The following is a 22137-nucleotide window of genomic DNA, read 5'->3' on the forward strand; positions in this document are numbered from 1 at the left end:
GTATAAACGAAGGGGTAATGAATGTGGAATATTCAGATCAAGTGAAAAATCGTGTAAAGCGAATGGAAGGCCAGTTACGTGGTATTTTGAAAATGATGGAGGAAGAAAAGGACTGTAAAGCAGTTATTACACAATTATCTGCTGTACGCTCAGCGGTAGATCGTACGGTCGGCGTAATTGTTAGTACAAATTTGTTAGAATGTGTTCAAAATGCTGAGGGTGACGGCGAGAAAATGAATGAAGTAATTCAGGAAGCTGTAAATTTAGTTGTCAAAAGCCGTTAGTACCCTTTTGAGCTCTTGCCTTATAGAAAAGTTAAACGACAAGTCTCGCTACCTTTAGTTTTTATCGGATAATCGTAAGCCTCCTTTGTGGAGGGCCTACCTGTCTTTGTTTCCGATAGAAATTATGATAGCGGGGCTTGTTCCGTTTTTTTGTTTAAATGTAATGTGTATGCAAAAAAATACTTTTAATTATTAGATTTATGATTTAGATAGGTTTAAACACCTAAACACTTACATAGAAAAAATTAGAAAAAGGTCACATGTAGTGAACTTGTATGATGGATTTAAAGTAATATTCTCTTTTATAATTAGTATAAAGATATTGTAAAAGAGAAGGTGAATAATTGTGAAAAAATGGTTGTTAAGTAGTGCCGCATTGTTGATGTTAAGTCCAACTGTAGCCAGTGCACAAAGTCAGTCTTTAAACATGCAAGCACCTGTTGCTTATAATGTGGTGGCAAGCACAAAGATAGAAACGTTGGATCAGCTTACAAATGAAATAGCAAAACAACTTAATAATTTTGCTACAGAAATAAAAGTTACATATAGTGGTTCAATGTCGGGTTTTGATAAAAAGCTAATGGAAGCATTTGAGAAGGCACAGCAAAAGTCTACTTATGCAAGTGGTCATCTTCAAGGAATGACAATGACTGCGGACTCTACAGGAAACGTGACTTATAAAGTGAAGTATTTTACGACTTCAGCGCAAGAAACGGCCGTTCAGAAAAAGATTGATGGTATATTAAAAACGATTATTAAACCAACTATGACACAATTTCAGAAAGTGAAAGCAGTTAATGATTATATCGTGTCAAATACTAGTTATGGTTCAAAAACGAAAGCAAGTCCACATAGCGCGTACGCACTATTATTTGAAGGACAAGCTGTATGTCAGGGCTATGCATTAACAGCATATAAAATGTTAGAGCAAGCTGGCATTGAAACAAAATATGTAGTAGGTTATGTGAATGGCAATGAAGCGCATGCTTGGAATATGGTGGAGGTTGATGGTAAGTGGTATCATCTTGATACGACATGGAATGATCCTTTACCAAATCGTATAGGGGCATCTTCCTATGATTATTTCCTTGTATCAGATGCTCAGCTAAAGAAAGACCATACTTGGATTACATCTAATTATCCTGCCGCAACAAGTACAGCATATCAATTTATGCAAAATGTACATTTTGCACACCAAATTAATAATACTCTATTCTTTAGCAACACAGCAGACAACGATAAATTGTATAAACTCGATTTAGTCAGTGGGAAGAAAACTAAGGTAGTGGATACTCGAGCACTATATATTACAGGTGTTGGGGAAAATCTTTATTATAGCAATTATAGTAATGGCGGTTACTTAACAAAACTAAATTTGAAAACATTAAAATCGAGTGTAGTTGTTAAGCAATCGGTATCGGACTTAATGATTAATAGCGGATATTTAGTATATAAAGTTAATGGTAAAGAGCAAAAGCTAAAAATTAACTAATTTATAGTGGTAATATACCGAAAGCTTCTATTTCACATATTCAATGCATATAAATTTAAAAGCACAAAAGGGCTCCTAATTGAGTTCTTTGTGTTTTTTTTGTATATAATGAAAGTAGTGAAACTGTGTGAGGTGAAGATTTTTGTGGAAAAAGCTAGCTATTATTGCAATACTTATCATTTTCTTAGAGCCAATTTATACAGTAGGTAAAGCGACAGTAAAACAAGTCGTTACTTGGGCAAATAATGATGACATTGAAACAGTGCTACTCGCAACAAAGGAGAAGATTGTTGATGTTACCACTAAATTTTCAGAAGATGCCTCCATACAAACAGCAAACCCTGAAGATGTGAAGGAACAAAAGCTAGCCGTTACTGCTCCAGTCGTACAGCAGCCTGAGACAAAGCTTGTTGTTACCAATGCCAAGGAAATGGCGGATGCAATGTACTCCTATTATAGTAGCTTTTCACCAACCTATGAGATTCAATATAAGGGAAGTACAGAACGAATCGAGAAGATTGTGGAAGAGGCCTATGATAGTGCAATTAAAAGAGATGATTATGTGTATGGGCATATTAGTAAGCATTCTATACGCTTTGAATATGGGAGAAAAACAGCAAAAATTTTTGGGGAACAAAGCTATTTAATGACGCCAGAGCAAGCAGCTTATGTTGAGATGAACGCTCAAGAAATAGTGGCTACAATTGAAAAAGACGCGAAGACCGATGTGGAGAAGGTTAGAGCTGTTAATGATTATATTGTGGCGAATACGGCTTATACAGAACAAACGAAGTCAAGTCCACATAGTGCTTATACTGTGCTTGCAGAGCATGGTGGTGTTTGTCAGGGCTATGCATTATTAGCCCATACACTATTACAAAAACTTGGCTTTGAAACGCAATATATCGTTGGCTATGTCGGTAAGGAAGGGCATGCTTGGAATTTAGTGAAACTTGACGGTCAATGGTATCATCTTGATACAACATGGAATGACCCTGTGCCAGATCGGAGCGGTGCTATAAGATACCAATATTTTTTAGTGGATGATCGCACAATGGCACGTGATCATACATGGATTGCAGATGATTATCCAAAAGCAATAAGTACCACTTATAGCTACTATCAAGATATCGATTTCCCCGCGCAAGTAGGAAATCAATTATTTTATAGCAGTATTTCTGATGACAATAAATTGTACGTGCTTGATATGACGACAGGTAAAGCTCAGCGTGTTACGAAAACGCGTGCACTATATATTGTGTATGCTGACGGATGGCTATATTTTAGTAATTATTCGCATGGCGCCTATTTAACGAAAATTCGTCCTGATGGAAGCGGTGAACAAGTATTAAATAGGGAAGACACGAAGGACTTATTTATTAAAGATGGCTATTTATATTTCATGACAGATGAACTGAAGAAAATGCAGCTATAGTTTTGGATTATTGATTGTAAATGGGCGTTTAAGTTTAAGTACCGTTGATTTCCGCTACGGTCGGACGCTTTCCGCGGGCACAATGTAAGCCGCAACCCTCGCTAGCGCGCGGAATGCCCGCGTCTTACGTTTTGTGCTGCTCCCACAGGAGTCGCCGCCCTCCGCTGCAATCAACTAGTTAGGTAATGATAGTGCTCCTTTCAATAACTACTTTAGCGTTGATTTCCGCTACGGTCGGACGCTTTCCGCAGGCACAATGTAAGCCGCAACCCTTGCTAGCGCGCGGAATGCCCGCGTCTTACGTTTTGTGCGTTCCCGCAGGAGTCGCCGCCCTGCGCTGCAATCAACTGACCATGTTGGTAGACCCATAAAAGGGCGTATGACATTAAAGACTGTCATACGCCCTTTTTGTGCGCTGAATAATATAATGGATCGGCTGATGCTGGCACAAAGACACTCGAATTTGTGGATACATGGAGGTCATTTCCTGGGAAAAAGTTTTGAATATTAGCGGGTTATGCTTTAGAGCGCCACCATTACAATATAAATGAAATGGCTCTCCTTGATATCTAATTTTTTTAAGTACCGCACATGCAAGAAGGACTAACTCATAGGCAGCCTGTATGGAGATATGAGTAGCACAAGCATCTTTTTTAGCAACTGCATCGGCTAAAAATGCGCCCATTTTTGCTAATTGAGCATTCGTATAAGAAGGGCGGAATAGCCATGCAGCAAGTTCTGTAACATCTTGAATACGTAAATAGTTGTAGACGGCATCCTTCAATATCGTCGGTTCACCTCGGCCATCTTCCATGCGGAAAATGGCCCGTATAACTTCCTGCCCTAGCCAATAGCCACTTCCTTCATCACCTGCACGATGTCCCCAGCCACCAGAACGTGCGATATGCTCACCATCGAATGCATATGCAATGGCACCCGTTCCTGCTATGAGTAAAGCACCTGCCTGTCCAGCGGTGACGCCTAATAAGGTAGCTTCAGCATCATTTTCAATGATAAGCGTCTGGATGTTTAGCTGTGTCGCTGTAATTGTATGTTGGACAATTTCTGTCACAATTTTATGATCATTAGGAGAATCAATCCCAGCCATAGCAAACGTGGCAACAGTAATTTTCGGGTTAGCTTGCGCCTGTAAAAATACTTGAGCCTTTGCTAATAATGCTCGTAATATATCCGTAGCAGGCTCCACACCTATAGCCTGATAATTGGATCCTCCTAATGATGCTGTATATTGGATTTCACCTGACTCGGCATGTACGATTGCACATGCCGTTTTTGTTGCACCGCCATCAATAATTAGTAGCCATTCGTTCATTGGTCCCATTCCTCTATAAATGTTATTAATTGCTTTTCTGCCTCCGTAATGGCGGATTCCTTTTGCTGAACCCACTCAAATAGGGCGTCTGCCTTTACTTTTGCTCGTTCAATGGATGCACGCATTGTTTCAGGCGAAGGGCCACCTAATAATGTTCTGACACTTACAAAAAACTCTGGTTTTAAGGTGTGATAGAAATCATCTTCGGAAATTCCTAAAGGTTTACCAGTAACCAATTTAGATTGTGTATTGGCTAGCCCCCATGTCAGACTAGCAAGCGATTCCTCACCGTGAGCAAGCAATACTTTAATACACTTACTGACGATGCTATGGGCTTGGCGGAACGAAATACCTTCGGAGCGAACTAATGTATCAGCGAGTTCTGTAACATTTGCAAAGCTGTTTTCCGCACGGTTCCGCAGCTTCTTCTTGTTGACATCCATTGTGACTACGAGGGAGCCAAATAATTTATAAATACCTATTAATCGATCTATAGCTCGCCATAAATATGGTTGCATATCGTCCTCTGTATCAACGATATCACCAAACGGTGTATTATGTACCATTTGTAGTACTGTACTAGCGTCTCCAACGACTGCGGATAGTAATGAGCGTGTATGTTCAATGGAAACAGGGTTGCGTTTTTGGGGCATAATCGAGCTAATTTGAACGTATGGGCTAGCTAGTGTAAATGCGTTAAATTCTTGTGTAGCCCATAATAAAAAGTCCTGAGATGTACGGCCGAGATTAAGGGCGGCAAGCTGTACAATACTAGCTGCTTCAGCGATATAGTCCGCACCAGCTACCGCATCCCAGGCATTTTCGATAATATCATCGAACGCTAATAAGTCTCGCATGCGTTCACGGCTAATGTTAAAGCCTGTAGTCGTTAAGGCGGCTGCTCCCATGCTACTCCGATTAACGGTTTGATAGCAATGTTGCATACGCTCGAAATCTCGATCAAGTTGATCGATTACAGCTTTTAAATAATGGGCAAATGTGGTTGGTTGTGCTTGCTGCGTATGTGTATAGCCAATCATAATTGTATCGATATGCTCCTCAGCGGAAGCAATTAAATCACCACGCAATTTAAGCAATTCTCCCATGAGCATTAATAATTTTTTACGCAATGTCATCCGATAAATGGCGATACCCATATCATTACGGCTTCTACCAATATGGAGATTTCCAGCAACGTCACCAGCTAGTTCTATTAATTTGTTTTCAATGCGGAAAAATAAATCCTCATATTGCGGGCTATAATCTTCAATTCGATAATAGTTCAAGTCTAGCTTTTTTAGCGCCATAGCAATTTGTTTCACTTCTTCTTTTTTTACTAGTCCTTGTTCTTCTAACATTTTTAAATGTGCAATATTAATTTGGAGCATAATCGTTAAAAAGTTTTTTTTAGCTTCGTCATAAGCTGGTTGCAAAACAATTTTCCGATAAATATTCGAAGGAAAAATCATTCCATCCTCCTGCTGGATTTTGTTGCGGAAATCTTCAAACATATGAATGGCCTCCTATAGGATGACAGTTAAATGGCTGTGCCAGCACTGCCCTTTGATAGCTTTTCAGAAATAATGAGTACTATTAAAATTAAGAAAATCTGTAAAACACCATAAGCACACGCAGTTCCAAACTTAAAGGCATATAATTTTTGAAAAATAGCAACAGACAGCGGAATTGTAGAAGTGCTGTAAATAAGAATAGAAGCTACGAACTCACCTAAACTTTGAACAAGTGCTAACAGAGTACCTGCCAATATTCCCGAAAAAGTAAGTGGTAGTACGATGCGTCTAAACGAATACCACCAATTTGCACCAAGACTTCGCGATGCCTCCTCAATCGACTGATCTAATTGCACAAGGGAGGCTGAGGTTGAACGGAACACGAGGGGTAAATGTCTAATAAAATAAGCTAACGGTAAAATCCAAAATGTGCCAATTAATACTTGGTTAAAGGCGAAAACATTTTCAGTACTAAAGGCTGCAATTAAATTGACGGCAACTACAGTCCCAGGTAATGCCCAAGGAACCATAATTAAAATATCAAGTAATGTTTTACCTTTAAAATTTAGGCGAACCATTGCGTATGCCGCAGCGACACCGAAGATTACATTACCGAATGTTGCGACAATGCCCATTTGAATAGAGTTCCAAATAGGTCTCCATGTTCGTTCATCCGTAAATAGCGCTATATAATGATCGAGTGTATAGTCGGTAGGGAGAATTTGAGTTTTCCAGGCACCATCCACTGAAAATGAAATTAATATAAGTACTAATATAGGTAAAATTAAAACAAGGGTTCCGCCAAAAGAAGCGATTGTAGCAAACATTTTCATCCACTTAGAGGACACTTCAGAACGATGAACGCTAATTCCTTTACTCAAATTTTGATAATTTCTGCGGTTTTGGTACCAGCGCATTATGATTAAAAAGGAAATGGATACAAACGATAAAATCATGGATTGTGTAGCTGCCATTCCCAAATTACCATTTGTTCGTGATAAGTATATTTGCATGGTCATTGTTCGTTCAACGCCAAACATTAACGGCGCAGTATAGGACGCCATAGATATCATAAATACAAGTAATGCAGATGCAATGATAGAAGGGGTCAGCATCGGTAATATAACCTTTGTCCATACACGTATACGCCCTGCGCCTAAGCTAGTTGCGGCTTCTTCTAATGATGGGTCCAGTCCTTTAATGGCAGCAGAAGCGGTTAAATAGAAGTATGTGTACATCGTAAATGTATGTACAACAATTACACCCCATATGCCTTTTAAAGAAAAGGGTACTTGATTTAGTCCAAACAAATGTTGAATTGCACGTGGGAAAATGCCACTTTCTCCATAAAGGAAAGTAAAAGAAAGTACACCAACAAGTGGTGGAAGAGCCATTGGTACTAATACTAAAATGGATAGTAGCCGTCTCCCAGGGAAATTATAGCGTTCCAACAAAAAGGCCATTGTAACGCCAACTATTGCACAGGAAATAACACTAATAATCGAGATATATAAACTAGTCCAGAGCGCCTCGAGATTCGCAGGGCTCGCAAGACTAAAAAACTTTTGATAATGATGAAGTGCATTATCTTCTGAAAAGCTCTGAACAAAAGTTTGATAAAAAGGGTAAATCACATAGGCAAACAACACTAAAAATAAGGGAGAAATTAAAATATAAACAAACCATTTTGATTGCGTTAGCCGTGTCCAAGCATTATTTTGATAAGATTGCACAGGTGGTTTTTCCATATGGTATGCCTCCTATTCTCCTAAAAAATAAAGTGATTCACGCGCTATATTTAATGTAATGTCTTCGCCAATACTTTTTAATTGAGCGTTTTTATTAATAATCATGACTTTCAAAGAGAAATCGATGAAATCGACAATATAATTTACGCTTATTCCTGTAAATTCCACAAAAGAAATGGTTCCTGTTAATGTGTTTTCTCCAGGGCCTTGATTGATGGTTTCAGGACGAATCGAAATAAACACGTTGTCTCCAATCATATGCGTTAAAGTAGGAGAGCTGTGTTGCTTTCGCCCAGTTAGAACAAGTCCGCTCTTCGTTTTTACTTGTATTTCATCATCATCAATAGCAATTGTTGTCGCTTCAATTAAATTGGTTTCCCCAATAAAGTCGGCGACGAATCGGTTTAATGGACGATTATAAATCTCTTGTGGTGTGCCAATTTGTTTCACGTAGCCATTCTCCATCACCATAATGCGGTCAGACATAGCCATTGCTTCCATTTGATCGTGCGTTACATAAATGGTTGTGACACCTAATTCCGATTGAATTCTTTTAATTTCAATGCGCGTTTCCTCTCGTAATTTCGCGTCTAAATTCGACAACGGCTCATCAAGTAATAAAATATCGGGTTCAATGACAAGTGCTCTTGCCAATGCAACGCGTTGCTGCTGACCGCCAGATAATTCATTAATTTTTCTGTTTCCATATTGTGCAAGATGTACTAATCCTCTAATGCGATCAACCTTTTGTTTGATCTCTAATTTTGAGAGCTTTCGTACTTGTAAACCGAAGGCGATATTTTCGTCGACAGTCATATGCGGAAAAAGGGCGTAATTTTGAAACACCATACCGATATTGCGTTTGTTTGGCTGAAGCAATGTCACATCACGATCATCGAAAAAAATTTTCCCTTCAGTAGGGTAGTAAAATCCTGCAATCATTCGTAATGTGGTCGTTTTCCCACAGCCACTAGGCCCAAGGAAAGTAAAAAATTCACCTGTTTTAATATTAAGATTTAAATCCTTCACACCATGTACTTTTCCAAATTGCTTAGAGACATTTTCGATTTTGACATTTTTCAAATGAAATGCTCCTTTCTATTTTGAAAAGATGGTCATGCTATTGCATGCACTTTCCGCACATTAAAGACTAAGTAGCATATTTATTTGCTTGTAATTGATACAATTCTGAAAAATATCCTTTTTGATTTAATAACTCTTGCATTGAACCCTCTTCAATTATTTGCCCATGCTGCAATACAATAATTCGATCAACCATTTTTAAAGCAGATAGTTTATGCGTTATTAATAATAATGTTTTTATTCTTGAAAGGTCAGTTAATGTTTCGATCATTTGGTGCTCACTCCTTGCATCAAGAGCTGCCGAAGGTTCATCTAAAATAAGAAATGCTGCATTTCGGAAGTAAGCTCTTGCGATGGCTACCTTCTGCCATTCACCGCCAGATAGTTCTGTACCATTATCAAAATTTTTACTTAAAATTTGCTCATAGCCTTGCTCGAAACTTGCAACTAAATCATTAAGAGCACTTTGCTCAGACACGCTAGCTAACTTTTCATAATCATTAGTACCTTCTGTATGGCTAATCATAATGTTTTCTTTAAATGATAATTGATAACGGGAAAAGTCTTGAAACACAATACCGATTATTTGACGATAACTATCAATATCATATTCTGCAATATCAATGCCATTTAATTCTATTTTTCCTTCGGTTGGTTCATAAAATCTTGTAATAAGCTTAACAATAGTAGATTTCCCAGCACCATTTTCTCCGACAAGTGCAATTTTATCGCCCATGGTGATAGTAAAATTAATGTGTTGAAGAGTAAATTTAGAAGAATGAGGGTATTTAAAAGATACATTTTTAAAAACTAATGTAAATTTACTTTTTTCTAACGATAAAATCTTCTTACCTGATTTTATGTCTGATTGTAACGATGCGAACTTAAAATATTTCTCCATATAAAGTAATGTGTCGTATAGTAAGCTCGAATTTTCAATAAAACCTGCTAAACTTTGCCGTGCAAGTAACACCGAAGAGGAAAAAATGAGTATATCTCCAGCAGTAAAGGTGTTATTTATTACGCCTTTAACTACCCACCAAAAACTTATGCCAATGCCTACTATTCCCAATCCAACAAAAACAACAGAGAAAATAGCTTGTTTATATCGAATTTTTTTTACTTCTGTATGAATTTTATTGAACGACACCATATATTTATTAATAAAAAAGGCAGCTGTATTATATATTTTCACTTCTTTAATGTGTTCTTTTGAAAGCATTACGGAACTATAATATTGCATCTTTCTAGATTCTGGACTATTCATTACAAGCGTTTCAAATGCTTCCTTTTGTAATTTATAAGAAACGATAGCCTGTGGAATGATTGCAATAAAAATAATGGATGCAATCAAAAAATTAAAGTTCGTTAATAGCACCAGCATAGAAATACCAGTTATGACACTACTAATCATGCCAGAAGTAAAAACGATAAGGTTTACGGGTCTCCATGCAGCTTCTTGCTCAAGTATTTGTATATCATCATAAAAAGCTGGATTTTCAAAGTAATATAGTCCTTTTATTTCTGAAGATTTCTCCATTAGCGATTTATTTAAGTTGGCAATTAGTTTATCGGTCATCAAGCCTTGAAAGGTCATTTCGATGGGACCTAATATAGCATTCATAAAAGATACTATTATCCAAGATAGTACAAAGAAAATAATTATAGAATAAATGATAGTGTCGGTAGTAGATATGGCATCAATTAAACCTTTTGAAAACCAAATTGTAAGAGAGGGTAGTATTGCTTGAAATGGAATAATAATTAACAAAATAATAGAATATAACTTTGAAGCACCCCAAAAAAGAGGGAAGGTTTTTAAGGTAAGTTTGAAATAAGAGTAGATTGTATTCATGATTCTTCACCTAATTATATGGTTTATATTTTATTTATACTCCGATTAAAATGATACGGTCACTTATTCATCAATTGACAAGGGATGACTACAAAAAATAAACGGGTCTCTATGTCTAAATAAATGAAATGTGCTTCATTTAAGAAGGGAATGTAATTAAAAGATAAATTAAAAAACCCCTTTAAGAAATTATAATAAATAATGTAATTTTTACATTTATAAGTTCTAAAAGAGGATATTAAATTACTTAATTTTTAATCCAATGCTTAGGATTTATTTTAATTCATATCTATATAATCATATTTTTGATGAGCAGTCAGTTCTATTTTTTCAATACGCTACCTCTCAAAACCTTTTATAAAAATCCCTATGCTTAAGGTTAATTGTAATTATTATAAACTGAAAAATCAGAAAAGACAAATTACTATAAAATTAGACAAGGTTAATTTTCGATTACAAAAAGTTGATTGCCGTTATGTGTAGCACTTTCCACGGGCACATTGTAAGCCGCAGCCCTCGTGTTAAAGAAGGGTGTTGCGACTTACGATGGATGTGCTTCCGAATTGTTTGGAAATTGTTTGAGTGCCTGGCACTATTTTTTTCCTCTGCCTTTAATGTTTGTATCCCAGTGCTCCATCCATTCTGCCTCTTTTTCCGCCATAAGCTGCCAATCAATATCAAATGTTTTTAAATCTAATTCCTGATACCATTCTGGCATTGCCGCTTGGTCAATGTCGGAGCGTGTTGGAATTTGGTAGTAGTCATTCGCTAATTTTGTCACCATATTTTTTTCAAATAAAAATTCTACGAACAATTTGGCGTTCTCCAAGTTTTTAGCATTGTTAACAACTGCAACGCCATCGACTAAAATAGGTGCGCCGCTCTTCGGATAAATGTAATCGAACGGATAATCAGTTGTATATTTCTTTAATAAAATATCTTGTAAATTCCATAAAGAAACACTGCCTTCTTGACGTGTGAGCTTTAAATAAAGTGCATTCGGGTCTTGCGTATATTCTTTCGTATTCGCATCTAATTTTAATAGCCAATCGTAGCCCTTGTCAGGTGTAGTAGCATCTTGACGAACAATCATTGAGGAATAAATTGTTCGCATTGTTCCCGAAGCTAATACGCCGCGAATTAAAATTTGATCTTTCCACTTTGGATCTAATAAATCATCCCAATCTTGTGGGCCTGTTTCCTTTGTTAGTAAGTCGCTATTAATCATTATTACTTCGGGTAAAAGCATTTCACCGAACCAGCGACCTTCTTTATCTTTATAATTGGCATCAATTGTTTCGATAAAGCTCGGTTGCCACGTATGCAGTAAATCTTCGTTAGCGCCAACCATTAATGCAGATTGGGTACCACCCCACCAGAAGTCCGCCTGAGGATTTGCTTTTTCACCGCGTAGACGCTCTAATATTTGCTGAGCTCCCATTGTTAAAAACTCCACTTCAATGTCCGGGTACTTCTCATTAAACTGATCGATTACGCCTTGCACCATTTCCTCATCGCGTCCTGTGTAAATGACCAGTTTGCCAGATGGAGATGCGTTGTCATCTGCCTTTTCTGAGTCAGAGGCATTGTCGCCATTTGTGGCATCTTTTGTCGAATCCTTATCGTCGTTATTGCTGCAAGCAGCTAAAACGATAAGCATCAGCACAAGAAAAAATCCGAAAATACGTGTCTTTTTCATAATCATCTTCCCCTTCCTATAGTGAGTTGCTTACATAGTGCAGTATAATACTTAAATAAAGTATTAATGTTAGAATAATTAAAAAATTCTAACGTTATTATTATCATAATCCAAAAAAATGTCGATTATCAATGATATATGTGTGAAAAAAAAACTCCTTAAAAATGGATAGGTCCATTTTTAAGGAGCTGTAATTTTGCGATTAGCAAGCATAGTAGGAAGCAACATGCCCAGTATTACGAGTATGATGCCAACTATTTGTAATAATGTAAGTGATTCATGCAGTACAATAACGGAAACCGTTACAGCAACAGGGAGTTCAATGGCGCTTAAAATTGAAGCGAGTGCACCACCAACTTTTGGTACTGCAATTGAAAATAAATAAATCGGTAAAATAATACCGAAAAGTCCAAGTGCTAGTCCGAATTTCCATAGCCCTTCAGTGAATAATTTGCCGTTCCATGCAATTTCAGGGTTTAGGAAAATGCTGATCATAATAAGAGCAACAAAGGAAACAATTAGAACCCTTGATGTCGTTGTAATCCCTTCAACGGGGCGAGAATTAAATTGGATAAAGCATGCAAAGGTAAATGCAGCAGCTAACCCAAATAGCCAACCTTGTATTGCAATACCGCTTAAATCGACATTCAATACACCCGCAGCCAAAATAGTGCCTGCAAATAAAACAATAATGGAAATTACTTCTGGTCTACTTGGCAGTCGTTTATGGAAAACGCAGTCTAACAATAAACCAATCCATGTGAATTGAAAGAGCATCACGACGGCAAGAGAGGCAGGTAGATATTTTAATGATTCTCCGTAGACAATACCAGTAATACCTGTGAAAATCCCTGCACTGACTAAAATAAGTAAGCCATTCTTTGAAAGTTTCGGTAGTTGTCTTTGCGTTATGATAAAGATTGTTGCAACTAGCATAAAGCCAATAATATACTGGCTTGATACCGCCTCTGATGATGTAAAGCCATGCTGCATAGCAACTTTGACAATTGTTGATAAAATGCCATAGCTACTAGAAGCGATGACGATCAATAGAGGGTAAATTAAATTCGTTTTCATGCGTAATTATTCCACATCCTAAATCTGTTTCACCATATGATGAAATGGTTCGTCTATGATAGACCATGGTTCAGTAATAACAAAGCCCATACGTTCATATAAGCGACGAGCATCTTCTTTTTGTGTTTCTACATTTAATGATAATTTTGTAAAGCCTCGTTCTTGAGTTTGCTCGATAGCGAATTGAATTAACATTGTACCGATTCCTTTACCACGAGCCTCTGGCGCTACACAAACTGTATCGATATAGTATTCATCCTCATGAGCCTCTTTATCGATAGTAATAGAAGGGGCATTTTTTTCTTCAAGCCATTTTACGAGATTGGCATCCATTTGAATGGCTTGTTCACCATTGTAGTAAACAAGTGTACCTAATATTTGCTCACCTTCAACCGCCACAAAAGTATTTAAATAAGAATGTCTGTTATCTTCGCGCTTGAAAAGCACTGTCAGTTCCTCTTCAATCTTTGAAGCTGTTTGTTCTCCTGTTAAACGGTTGGCAATATCACCAATCGCATCAATAATTAGTGGCACAACGGATTGAGCATCCTGAGGTTGCGCTTGTCGAATTATAATACTCATTGTCAAAATCCCTACCTTTCTTAGGCAAGTATAACAAAGATAGATGATGTCTCAAGCTTTTGAAATATTCACTACTTTACTTTTAAAAAAATAAGTCTAGCTAATAATGGCGTTGTTTTGCGTTGCAAGCGACGCATTCCGCTCGGTCAACTGCATACAGCACTCCTCGGTAGCATGCGGTTTATTGCTTCCTACTATGCATCATTCTGAGCGGGAGTCAGCGCATCACTCTCATTAGCTAAAAACGTAGGCGGGGGAATCCTATAGGTGGGAACGCGTGACGGATTTAATCAGTACTTCAAGTCCAGCCAAGAAAATAGCATTTATTTAGTAGCTAATACTAGTTGATTGTAGCGGAGGGCGGTGACTCCTGCGGGAACGCACACAATGTAAGACGCAACAAACCGCGCGACAGCGAGGGTTGCGGCTTACATTGTGCCCGCGGAAAGCGTCCGACCGTAGCGGAAATCAACCTTTACTCTAGAAAGCCCTCTACACGGTAGATTTCTGTGGGAACGCGTGACGGATTTAATCAGTACTTCAAGTCCAGCCAAGAAAATAGCATTTATATAGTAGCTAACACTAGTTGATTGTAGCGGAGGGCGGTGACTCCTGCGGGAACGCACAAAATGTAAGACGCAACAGACCGCGCAACAGCGAGGGTTGCGGCTTACATTGTGCCCGCAGAAAGCGTCCGACCGTAGCGGAAATCAACCTTTACTCTAGAAAGCCCTCTACACGGTAGATTTCTGTGGGAACGCGTGACGGATTTAATCAGTACTTCAAGTCCAGCCAAGAAAATAGCATTTATATAGTAGCTAACACTAGTTGATTGTAGCGGAGGGCGGTGACTCCTGCGGGAACGCACAAAATGTAAGACGCAACAAACCGCGCGTCAGCGAGGGTTGCGGCTTACATTGTGCCCGCGGAAAGCGTCCGACCGTAGCGGAAATCAACCTTTACTCTAGAAAAGCCCTCTATACGGTAGATTATTTTATAACGATTGAAAGAATAGATTCATGTCATCGAATTTGTTATAGTGGGCGATTTACTTAGGATGCATTTATTTAAGCGATATTGTTCATAATTGTTTAACGGATTTTAGCGAATAAGGTCGAAAAAAACCGTATGGACTAATTCATTTGATATTTTTCCGAAAGTTTAAAACTTTATAGGAAATCAACTTTCGTGTTAATCTATAAGGACTAGATTCTCGGGGGGACAACAATGACAAAGGAAGATAAGGATTTTATTTTAGTCTATGGAGATGCTTTTATTGACTATATTGCTGATGATGTAACGAATAGATCTTTTACTAAATATATGGGTGGCGCAACGGTAAATGTTGCTGCTGGCATTAGCCGTATTGGTGCTCCATCTGCACTTATTACTATTACTGGTGATGACGAAGGTTCGCAATTTGTTCGCGATGGTCTTGCACAAGAAGGTGTTAACCTTGATTTTGCAGTATTTGATCCTGCAAAACGTGTAAGTGGAGTTTATGTGCATTTAACAGAAGCTTGTGAGCGAATTTTCAAAGATTATGTCGATGAGACGCCAGATTTACAAGTTGAAGCTACACAATTAGATGAGGCTGCCTTTAAACATGCTTCTGCATTAATTGTGTGCTCAGGTACAATGTTTCATCCAACTGCATTAGCAACTACGAGAGCCGCTGTCGAAAAGGCAAAGGAAAAAGGTGCTATTATTGCAATGGATGCTAATATTCGCCCATTACGTTGGAGCAGCGAAGAAGTTTGTAGGGAAACCATTACTTCATTTTTTGAAAATGTAGATATTTTGAAAGTAACAGATGATGAATTATTTTTCTTAACGGAGACAACTAATTTAGAAGATGGCATTGAGCAGCTAAACAGTTTCTTAGTACCGATTATTTTAGTAACAGTTGGCGAAGAGGGGACATATGCCGTATTAAACGGTGAAGTTATTCACGTACCAACAGAAAAAGTTGTCCCAGTAGATACTACGGGTGCGGGTGATGCATTTATGGCGGGTGTATTACGCGATGTCCATTACAACGGTTTACCGACAACTGTAGAAGAGCTTGTACGCTGTGTGAGCTTTGGCAATCGACTAGGTGCCCTTGCAGCGACGAAGGCAGGAGCACTAACAGCGCTACCTTATTATGAAGATATTAAACATTTATTAGAGAAATAAAAGTTCGGGGCGTGCATATGATGGAAAAAAACTATGATGTGTTAGTAAAAGATCGATTATTTTTTGGCGGTGTGCAAGATGCACAGGCTGCTTATATCAATGAGAAGGTAGATGTTGTAATTGATGTTCGAGTAAATGGTTTAACAACACAAGAACAGCAAGCAGCGCACTATAATTACAACCATATGCCTATCGCTGATGAAGAAGTAGAAGTAGCTCAGTCTATTGAAAAGGTTGCGAAAAAAATAGTCTCTGCTTATGAATCAGGACAGAAGGTTTATTTCCACTGTGGAAGTGGCGGTGGACGAGCTGGTGTAGCAGCAACTGCTGTGTTAATGGAACTGGGCTTATCAAATTCGCTTGAGTCAGCACAATTAGCCGTTAAAAAGGCACGCCCACAAGTAACGATACGACCAAATATGGCAACTGCTTTAAAAAAGTTATATGAAAAATAATGCTATGAATAAAAAGGTACCTCTTTTTGTTCAATTGAAACGAATCGATATGTATAAATGTAGCCTGCCATGTTTCATGGTGGGCATTTTTTATTTTATACGAAACGTATATTTAGCGTTAGCAACGTGTGCTTACTGGCAGTGTCAGTGCTATATGGAAAGCGAATGACTCGGAACAAAATACTTTTGAAAACTTTGGCTCTTGAATTTGTTCTATACATATTAGAACAAAATTGTTATAGTTAAATTAGAACAAAAGGGTGAGGTGTATATACATGGAGGAGTTAGCTAAAATCCCTTGGGCGGTTATAGCGCCAATAATCGGGGTGCAAATTATTTTAATGATTATTGCTTTAATTGATCTTCGAAAAATTCATGCAACGAATGGACCGAAAATTTTATGGGTATTTATTATATTATTTATTAATCTACTTGGACCTGTTGCTTACTTTATCGCGGGGAGAAAACAATCATGACCACAATACTACAAGTAACGGGTTTGACGAAGCGTTTTGCTGAAAAAACAGTAGTAGATGCCATTGATTTTACGTTAGAAGAACATACATCAACAGCGTTAATTGGACCAAATGGTGCAGGGAAGACAACGACCTTATCGATGTTAACAGGCTTATTAAAGCCATCTTTAGGTAGTGTTAAAATGTTGGGCGGAGATTTGCGATCAAATATTGGGTTTTTACCTCAATATCCACAGTTTCAGCCTTGGCTAAGTGCGCTAGAGTTTACTGAAATGGCGGCGAGGTTAAGTGGTGTTCCTACAAAAAAGGCAAAACAAGAAGCTCAAAAAACATTAGAATTTGTAGGCCTAGGAAATGACCTTCATAAAAAGATTGCGACGTTTTCAGGCGGTATGAAGCAACGTTTAGGTATTTCCCAGGCAATTGTTCATAAGCCTAAATTACTGCTGCTAGATGAACCTGTCTCTGCTTTAGATCCTGTTGGTCGTAGAGAAGTGCTCGATTTATTAAAAGGTTTACAGCAGGAAACGACAATCTTATATTCAACACATATTTTGAATGATGCTGAGGAAATGACTGACCAGCTATTATTTTTGCGTAATGGTCAACTTGTGGAACAGGGAACATTACTTGAAGTGCGCCAACGTTTTGATGAGCCAGCGTATGTCGTTGAATTTAGTACAGTGGAAGAAGCACAGCATTTTATGAATCACTCTACATTTAAGTGTACAGTTAACGGTTGCTATGTATACGTAGCGATGCAAAATGAAGAACCGAGCATGCAACAAGTACTTGAACGCCTTACTGCTTATCCCTATTTAGTGCGAAACGTAGCACGTCAAACGGCGACGCTTGAGGAAATTTTCATGAAGGTGGCGAAAAGAGCATGAGTGGAATTACCGTACTACTTCAAAAAGAATATCGTGAAGCGTGGCGTAGTAGAAAGTTTTTATGGATTCCACTTGTTTTTGCATTTTTAGGGATGAGTGAACCGCTAGCCAATTATTATATGAAGGATATTCTAGATGCTGTAGGCAATATGCCTGAAGGTTTTGAAATGTTGATGCCAGAATTAGTACCTGCTGATTTAATATTATCTACAATAAGTCAGTTTCAATTAATCGGCTTACTCGTGCTTATGGCTTCTTTTGTAGGCTCCATTAGCAAGGAACGCTCAAATGGTTTGGCAACTCTATTGTATGTACGACCTATTTCATTTGGAGCCTTTTTTATGAGTAAGTTTTTAGTTATCAGTACAGTAGGCTTAGTAAGTATCGTAGCAGGATTTACGGCAAGTGTTTATTACACAGTTGTGTTGTATGGAACATTTGAGGTAGGGACTCTTATAGCAAGTGTTTGCACGTATTTTATATGGGTGTTATTTGTTTTAGCAATAACACTGATGATGAGTGCGATGTTTAAAACAGTAGTAGCAACAACATGCGCCTTTATTTTAATTTTTGGAGGTCAAATTATTGATGGGCTTGTAGGTACATTTTGGACAATTTCTCCGTGGAAGTTACCACTATATGGCGTTGAGCTAATTCGTGGAACGATGGAGATGTCTAATTATTGGTGGAGCCTATCGATAACAATAGTTCTTATAATTATTTGTATTTGTTTAGGTGTCTTTTCTATGAAAAAGAATGCATCGATGGCGAAAATATAACGAGAAAAATCCACTTTACTTCTGCGGCCTACAACGAGCCCGCAGAAAACGAAGTGGATTTTTACGCATGAGGAAGCCGATAAAAAGTAAAGAGCAACATATGAAACTGGTCATATATGTGTCCAAAAGGCACAGCGAGTAGGTTATTTTATATATCCAAGTAAAAATCCACGAAGACTCCTGTGGGAACGCACGCAATGGAAGACGCAACAAACCGCGCGCAAGAGAGGGTTGCGGCTTACAGTGTGCCCACAGAAACGAAGTGGATTTTTTACGCTTTAGAATGTCAGATATGTACGAACTCTTCTTGGAATATCCATAACTTAGGAATATAATGTAGCTATAACTTCTGATTTGTCAAATAACTTAAAAAATATAAAATCTTGCTATGAGAGTAGGTGATAAGATTGACTATACAAAATTCCGATCGCTTTCTCACAGCCTTTAATCGAATTGACCATCGGCTAAGAGATATTATTGGTGCGAAAGACTTTATGCCTTTTTATCGGCTCGTGGATCAGGCGAAAAAAAAGGATGTTTTAGTACGTAAATATGAGGATGATTTGCGCTCCTATGCAGATTTACGCAATGCAATCGTCCATCATCGTACATCTATGGAGTATGTAATAGCAGAACCTCACGTAGATGTAGTAGAGCGCATTGAATATATGGATGCGACGCTTGCTAAGCCCACTCTAGTAGGACAAATGTTTCGAAAAAGGGTGCTTGTATTCCAAGAAAACGATTCCTTAAAGCATGTATTAAAAGTTATTCGTCAACGGAAGTTTACACAGTTTCCTGTATATAATAAAGCCCAATTTAAAGGTCTTGTCACGACTGTGGGTATTACAAATTGGCTTGCATCAGTAATGGGAGGTAACCATGTGCCAAAACAAGTTCCCACATTGCATGATATATTATTGCACGAAAAAAATAGAGTGAATTACAAATTTGTGAGTAGATACATAACGATTTATGAAGCAGAAGAAATATTTAAACAAGGTGTGGAAAGAGGAAAACGTTTTGAGGCGTTATTGATTACGGAGCATGGGAGATCACACCAAAAGTTGATTGGCATAATTACACCATTAGATATTATGAAAATAGAATAGGCAAGACGATACAAGCTATTAAGGGCTTGATCGTCTTGCTTTATCTTTCAGGCTAATGTATAAGGAACCATTCGTTTGAACTTGTGCAAAGTAAACATCTTCATAGGATTGGACATTTTGTTTTTTCAGCTTTTTCATTACCCAATCTTCAGTCAACTCAAGTTCTACAATATTTTCTTTAATAAGCTGTCCATCGGAAATTACTTCTGTTGGTAAATAAGTTGGTGGTGTGACATCGGCTTTTATATCTTGTTTTGTTGAAGGCTGTTCTGTTGGCTTCAGCAATATGCTTAAATTACCTGTTGTTTCTAATAGGGCATATTGGACATCTTGAACGGAAAATACGGATTGTTCTCGTAACATCATCGTTAACTCATCCATATGCAAGCGATTTTTCTTTAATCCCGACTCTAAAATAAGGCCATTCTGAATAAGGATAGTAGGCTTATCGTCAATTAGCACACGTGCTTTTTTAGATTTAATGGTTACAACGGTCATGAGATACGTCAAAACGCTCCACCAAATTAGCGCAATAAGTCCTTCTAAAAATGGTGTCTCAGATTGTGCCGCAATTTCTGAAGCGATGGACCCAAATGTGATACCTGTTGTATAGTGGAAAAATGTAAGCTGACCTAGCTGTTTTTTGCCTAGCAATCGTGTAACAATGAGTAGTGCAAAAAAGGAAAGGGAAGCCCTCACAACCATTTCCCAAACATTCGCGTGAAAAAATTCATCATATGTCATACAAATTCAACTCCTTTGAACTGCTATCGAGAACTAGCTTGTGCAAAAAGTGGAATTGTATGCGACAATCATTTATTAATTAATGATTTCAAAAAATTTAGGAAGTGTGGTAGTAGCATGAACAAACAAATAGAGAATTCTAACAACCCTGTTTTTCCGATTATGATTGCTATTGCCATTGCCCATCTTATCAATGATACGATGCAATCTGTTATACCTGCGATGTTTCCGATTTTGAAAAGTGAGCTCGGTTTGACCTTTACGCAAATCGGGCTTATTTCGTTTGTATTAAACATGTTTGCCTCAGCTCTGCAACCAGTTGTAGGTTATGTCAGCGATAAGAAACCAATGCCATACGCATTGCCTATAGGTATGATTAGTTCATTTATAGGGATTGCCATTTTAGCTTTCACAACGCAGTACTGGGTAATTATTATAGCCGTATTATTTTTAGGCTTTGGTTCAGCGATATTTCATCCAGAAGGTTCACGAGTTTCATTTATGGCGGCAGGCTCTAAAAGAGGTCTTTCACAATCAATTTACCAAGTGGGTGGAAACTCTGGACAAGCGCTTGCGCCATTAATTAGTGCTTACATCCTGGACATTTTTGGACAGCGTGGAGCCGCTTTTGTGTTAGTCGCAACAACGATAGGAATTCTGTTATTGAGCAAGATAGCCAGTTGGTATAAAAAGCAATTGGAGCAAGAACGTCTATCCAAGAAAAAACGTACTTTAGTGTCATCTTTGCCTCCACTGACAAAGAAACAAGTGGGAATCGCCTTAACATTATTATTTACTATTATTTTTGCACGATCATTTTATACAACGAATATAACAAGTTTTTATGTTTTTTATTTAATGGATCACTACAATGTTAGTTTGCGTCTTGGACAAATTTTAATTTTTACTTTTATGGCTTTTGGAGTTGTTGGCACATTTTTTGGGGGATCATTATCCGACCGTATTGGGAGAAAAAATGTAATTTTACTTTCTGTTGTTGTGCCAATGCCATTCTGTTTAGCATTGCCCTATGTACCATTATGGACAGCGACAATCTTTTTAATTATTATCGGCACATTAATTATGATTAGCTTCTCTGTAACAGTTGTTTATGCACAAGAACTTGTGCCAACTAAAATTGGAACAATGGCGGGATTAACGACTGGCTTTGCGTTTGGTATGGGGGCAATTGGAGCAATTGTCATTGGAGTATTAATGGACCATAAAGGGATTGATTTCACGATGTTAATCGTTTCATTATTGCCCTTGTTATTATTAGTAGCATTTTTCTTACCGAAAGATAAACCTGCATCTGCTTTGTAAAAAAACACGCCTCGCTATAGGAGGCGTGTTAGCTAGGTGTATAATTAAACTGGGAAGAATGCCGTTAAACGGCTTCTTTCT

Annotated in this window: 19 protein-coding genes; 10 read left to right on the forward strand and 9 right to left on the reverse strand. The window is 37.9% G+C overall.

The features are described from left to right. Window positions 1–23 precede the first annotated feature (23 nt). From FH508_RS00695 to FH508_RS00705, 3 genes are all read left to right on the forward strand, one after another. Window positions 24–284, forward strand: a complete 261-nt coding sequence (locus FH508_RS00695) for a metal-sensitive transcriptional regulator (RefSeq protein WP_010857552.1) — start codon at window positions 24–26, stop codon at window positions 282–284. A gap of 346 nt (window positions 285–630) precedes the next feature. Beyond that, the gene (locus FH508_RS00700) at window positions 631–1776 is read left to right on the forward strand and encodes a transglutaminase domain-containing protein (RefSeq protein ID WP_228134291.1); all 1146 of its coding nucleotides are present in this window, start codon (window positions 631–633) and stop codon (window positions 1774–1776) included. Window positions 1777–1918: 142 nt separating this feature from the next. After that, on the forward strand, window positions 1919–3211 hold the full coding sequence (locus tag FH508_RS00705) for a transglutaminase domain-containing protein (protein ID WP_228134292.1): 1293 nt from the start codon (window positions 1919–1921) through the stop codon (window positions 3209–3211). A 385-nt stretch (window positions 3212–3596) separates the two neighbouring features. Here the strand turns inward: FH508_RS00705 and FH508_RS00710 are convergent, their stop codons facing one another. From FH508_RS00710 to FH508_RS00745, 8 genes are all read right to left on the reverse strand, one after another. Further along, window positions 3597–4544 carry an N-acetylglucosamine kinase gene (locus FH508_RS00710; RefSeq protein WP_228134293.1) on the reverse strand — a complete coding sequence of 316 codons (948 nt, stop codon included), beginning with the start codon at window positions 4542–4544 and terminating at the stop codon, window positions 3597–3599. Beyond that, entirely contained in the window at window positions 4541–6055 is a 1515-nt protein-coding gene (argH, locus tag FH508_RS00715; protein ID WP_228134294.1) for an argininosuccinate lyase, read from the reverse strand. Before argH ends, FH508_RS00710 begins: the two co-directional genes overlap by 4 nt. 26 nt (window positions 6056–6081) lie before the next feature. Next, window positions 6082–7803 carry an ABC transporter permease gene (locus FH508_RS00720; protein ID WP_228134295.1) on the reverse strand — a complete coding sequence of 574 codons (1722 nt, stop codon included), beginning with the start codon at window positions 7801–7803 and terminating at the stop codon, window positions 6082–6084. 12 nt (window positions 7804–7815) lie between these two features. Next, window positions 7816–8886, reverse strand: a complete 1071-nt coding sequence (locus FH508_RS00725) for an ABC transporter ATP-binding protein (RefSeq protein WP_228134296.1) — start codon at window positions 8884–8886, stop codon at window positions 7816–7818. A 67-nt stretch (window positions 8887–8953) separates the two neighbouring features. Beyond that, the gene (locus tag FH508_RS00730) at window positions 8954–10741 is read right to left on the reverse strand and encodes an ABC transporter ATP-binding protein (protein WP_228134297.1); all 1788 of its coding nucleotides are present in this window, start codon (window positions 10739–10741) and stop codon (window positions 8954–8956) included. Between the two features lie 592 nt (window positions 10742–11333). Beyond that, a complete protein-coding gene (locus tag FH508_RS00735; protein WP_228134298.1) occupies window positions 11334–12440 on the reverse strand; it encodes an extracellular solute-binding protein in 1107 nt (368 codons plus the stop codon). 180 nt (window positions 12441–12620) lie between these two features. Beyond that, window positions 12621–13517 (reverse strand): EamA family transporter, encoded by an 897-nt coding sequence (locus FH508_RS00740; protein ID WP_139860556.1) that lies wholly within the window; start codon window positions 13515–13517, stop codon window positions 12621–12623. Window positions 13518–13535: 18 nt separating this feature from the next. Beyond that, window positions 13536–14099 carry a GNAT family N-acetyltransferase gene (locus tag FH508_RS00745; RefSeq protein WP_139860554.1) on the reverse strand — a complete coding sequence of 188 codons (564 nt, stop codon included), beginning with the start codon at window positions 14097–14099 and terminating at the stop codon, window positions 13536–13538. Between the two features lie 1227 nt (window positions 14100–15326). Here FH508_RS00745 and FH508_RS00750 point away from each other — a divergent pair. The 6 genes from FH508_RS00750 (at window position 15327) to FH508_RS00775 (ending at window position 19989) form a co-directional block, all read left to right on the forward strand. After that, entirely contained in the window at window positions 15327–16277 is a 951-nt protein-coding gene (locus FH508_RS00750; RefSeq protein ID WP_228134299.1) for a carbohydrate kinase family protein, read from the forward strand. 17 nt (window positions 16278–16294) lie between these two features. Continuing rightward, entirely contained in the window at window positions 16295–16732 is a 438-nt protein-coding gene (locus FH508_RS00755; RefSeq protein WP_228134300.1) for a protein-tyrosine phosphatase family protein, read from the forward strand. A 275-nt stretch (window positions 16733–17007) separates the two neighbouring features. Continuing rightward, window positions 17008–17208, forward strand: a complete 201-nt coding sequence (locus tag FH508_RS00760; protein ID WP_228134301.1) for a PLDc N-terminal domain-containing protein — start codon at window positions 17008–17010, stop codon at window positions 17206–17208. Further along, window positions 17205–18098: an ABC transporter ATP-binding protein gene (locus FH508_RS00765; RefSeq protein ID WP_228134302.1), complete on the forward strand. Its 894-nt coding sequence runs from the start codon at window positions 17205–17207 to the stop codon at window positions 18096–18098. The genes FH508_RS00760 and FH508_RS00765 overlap by 4 nt, the downstream gene beginning before the upstream one ends. Continuing rightward, a complete protein-coding gene (locus tag FH508_RS00770; protein WP_228134303.1) occupies window positions 18095–18877 on the forward strand; it encodes an ABC transporter permease in 783 nt (260 codons plus the stop codon). Before FH508_RS00765 ends, FH508_RS00770 begins: the two co-directional genes overlap by 4 nt. Before the next feature lie 398 nt (window positions 18878–19275). Continuing rightward, on the forward strand, window positions 19276–19989 hold the full coding sequence (locus tag FH508_RS00775; protein WP_228134304.1) for a CBS domain-containing protein: 714 nt from the start codon (window positions 19276–19278) through the stop codon (window positions 19987–19989). An 18-nt stretch (window positions 19990–20007) separates the two neighbouring features. On the opposite strand, the gene FH508_RS00780 is transcribed toward FH508_RS00775, so the two are convergent. Further along, window positions 20008–20733: a DUF421 domain-containing protein gene (locus FH508_RS00780; RefSeq protein WP_228134305.1), complete on the reverse strand. Its 726-nt coding sequence runs from the start codon at window positions 20731–20733 to the stop codon at window positions 20008–20010. A 117-nt stretch (window positions 20734–20850) separates the two neighbouring features. Here FH508_RS00780 and FH508_RS00785 point away from each other — a divergent pair, with 117 nt between their 5' ends. Then, entirely contained in the window at window positions 20851–22056 is a 1206-nt protein-coding gene (locus tag FH508_RS00785; protein ID WP_139859856.1) for an MFS transporter, read from the forward strand. The last annotated feature ends 81 nt before the right edge of the window (window positions 22057–22137 follow it).

The sequence above is a fragment of the Lysinibacillus sp. CD3-6 genome (assembly GCF_006351725.2).
Taxonomy (GTDB): Bacteria; Bacillota; Bacilli; order Bacillales_A; family Planococcaceae; genus Lysinibacillus.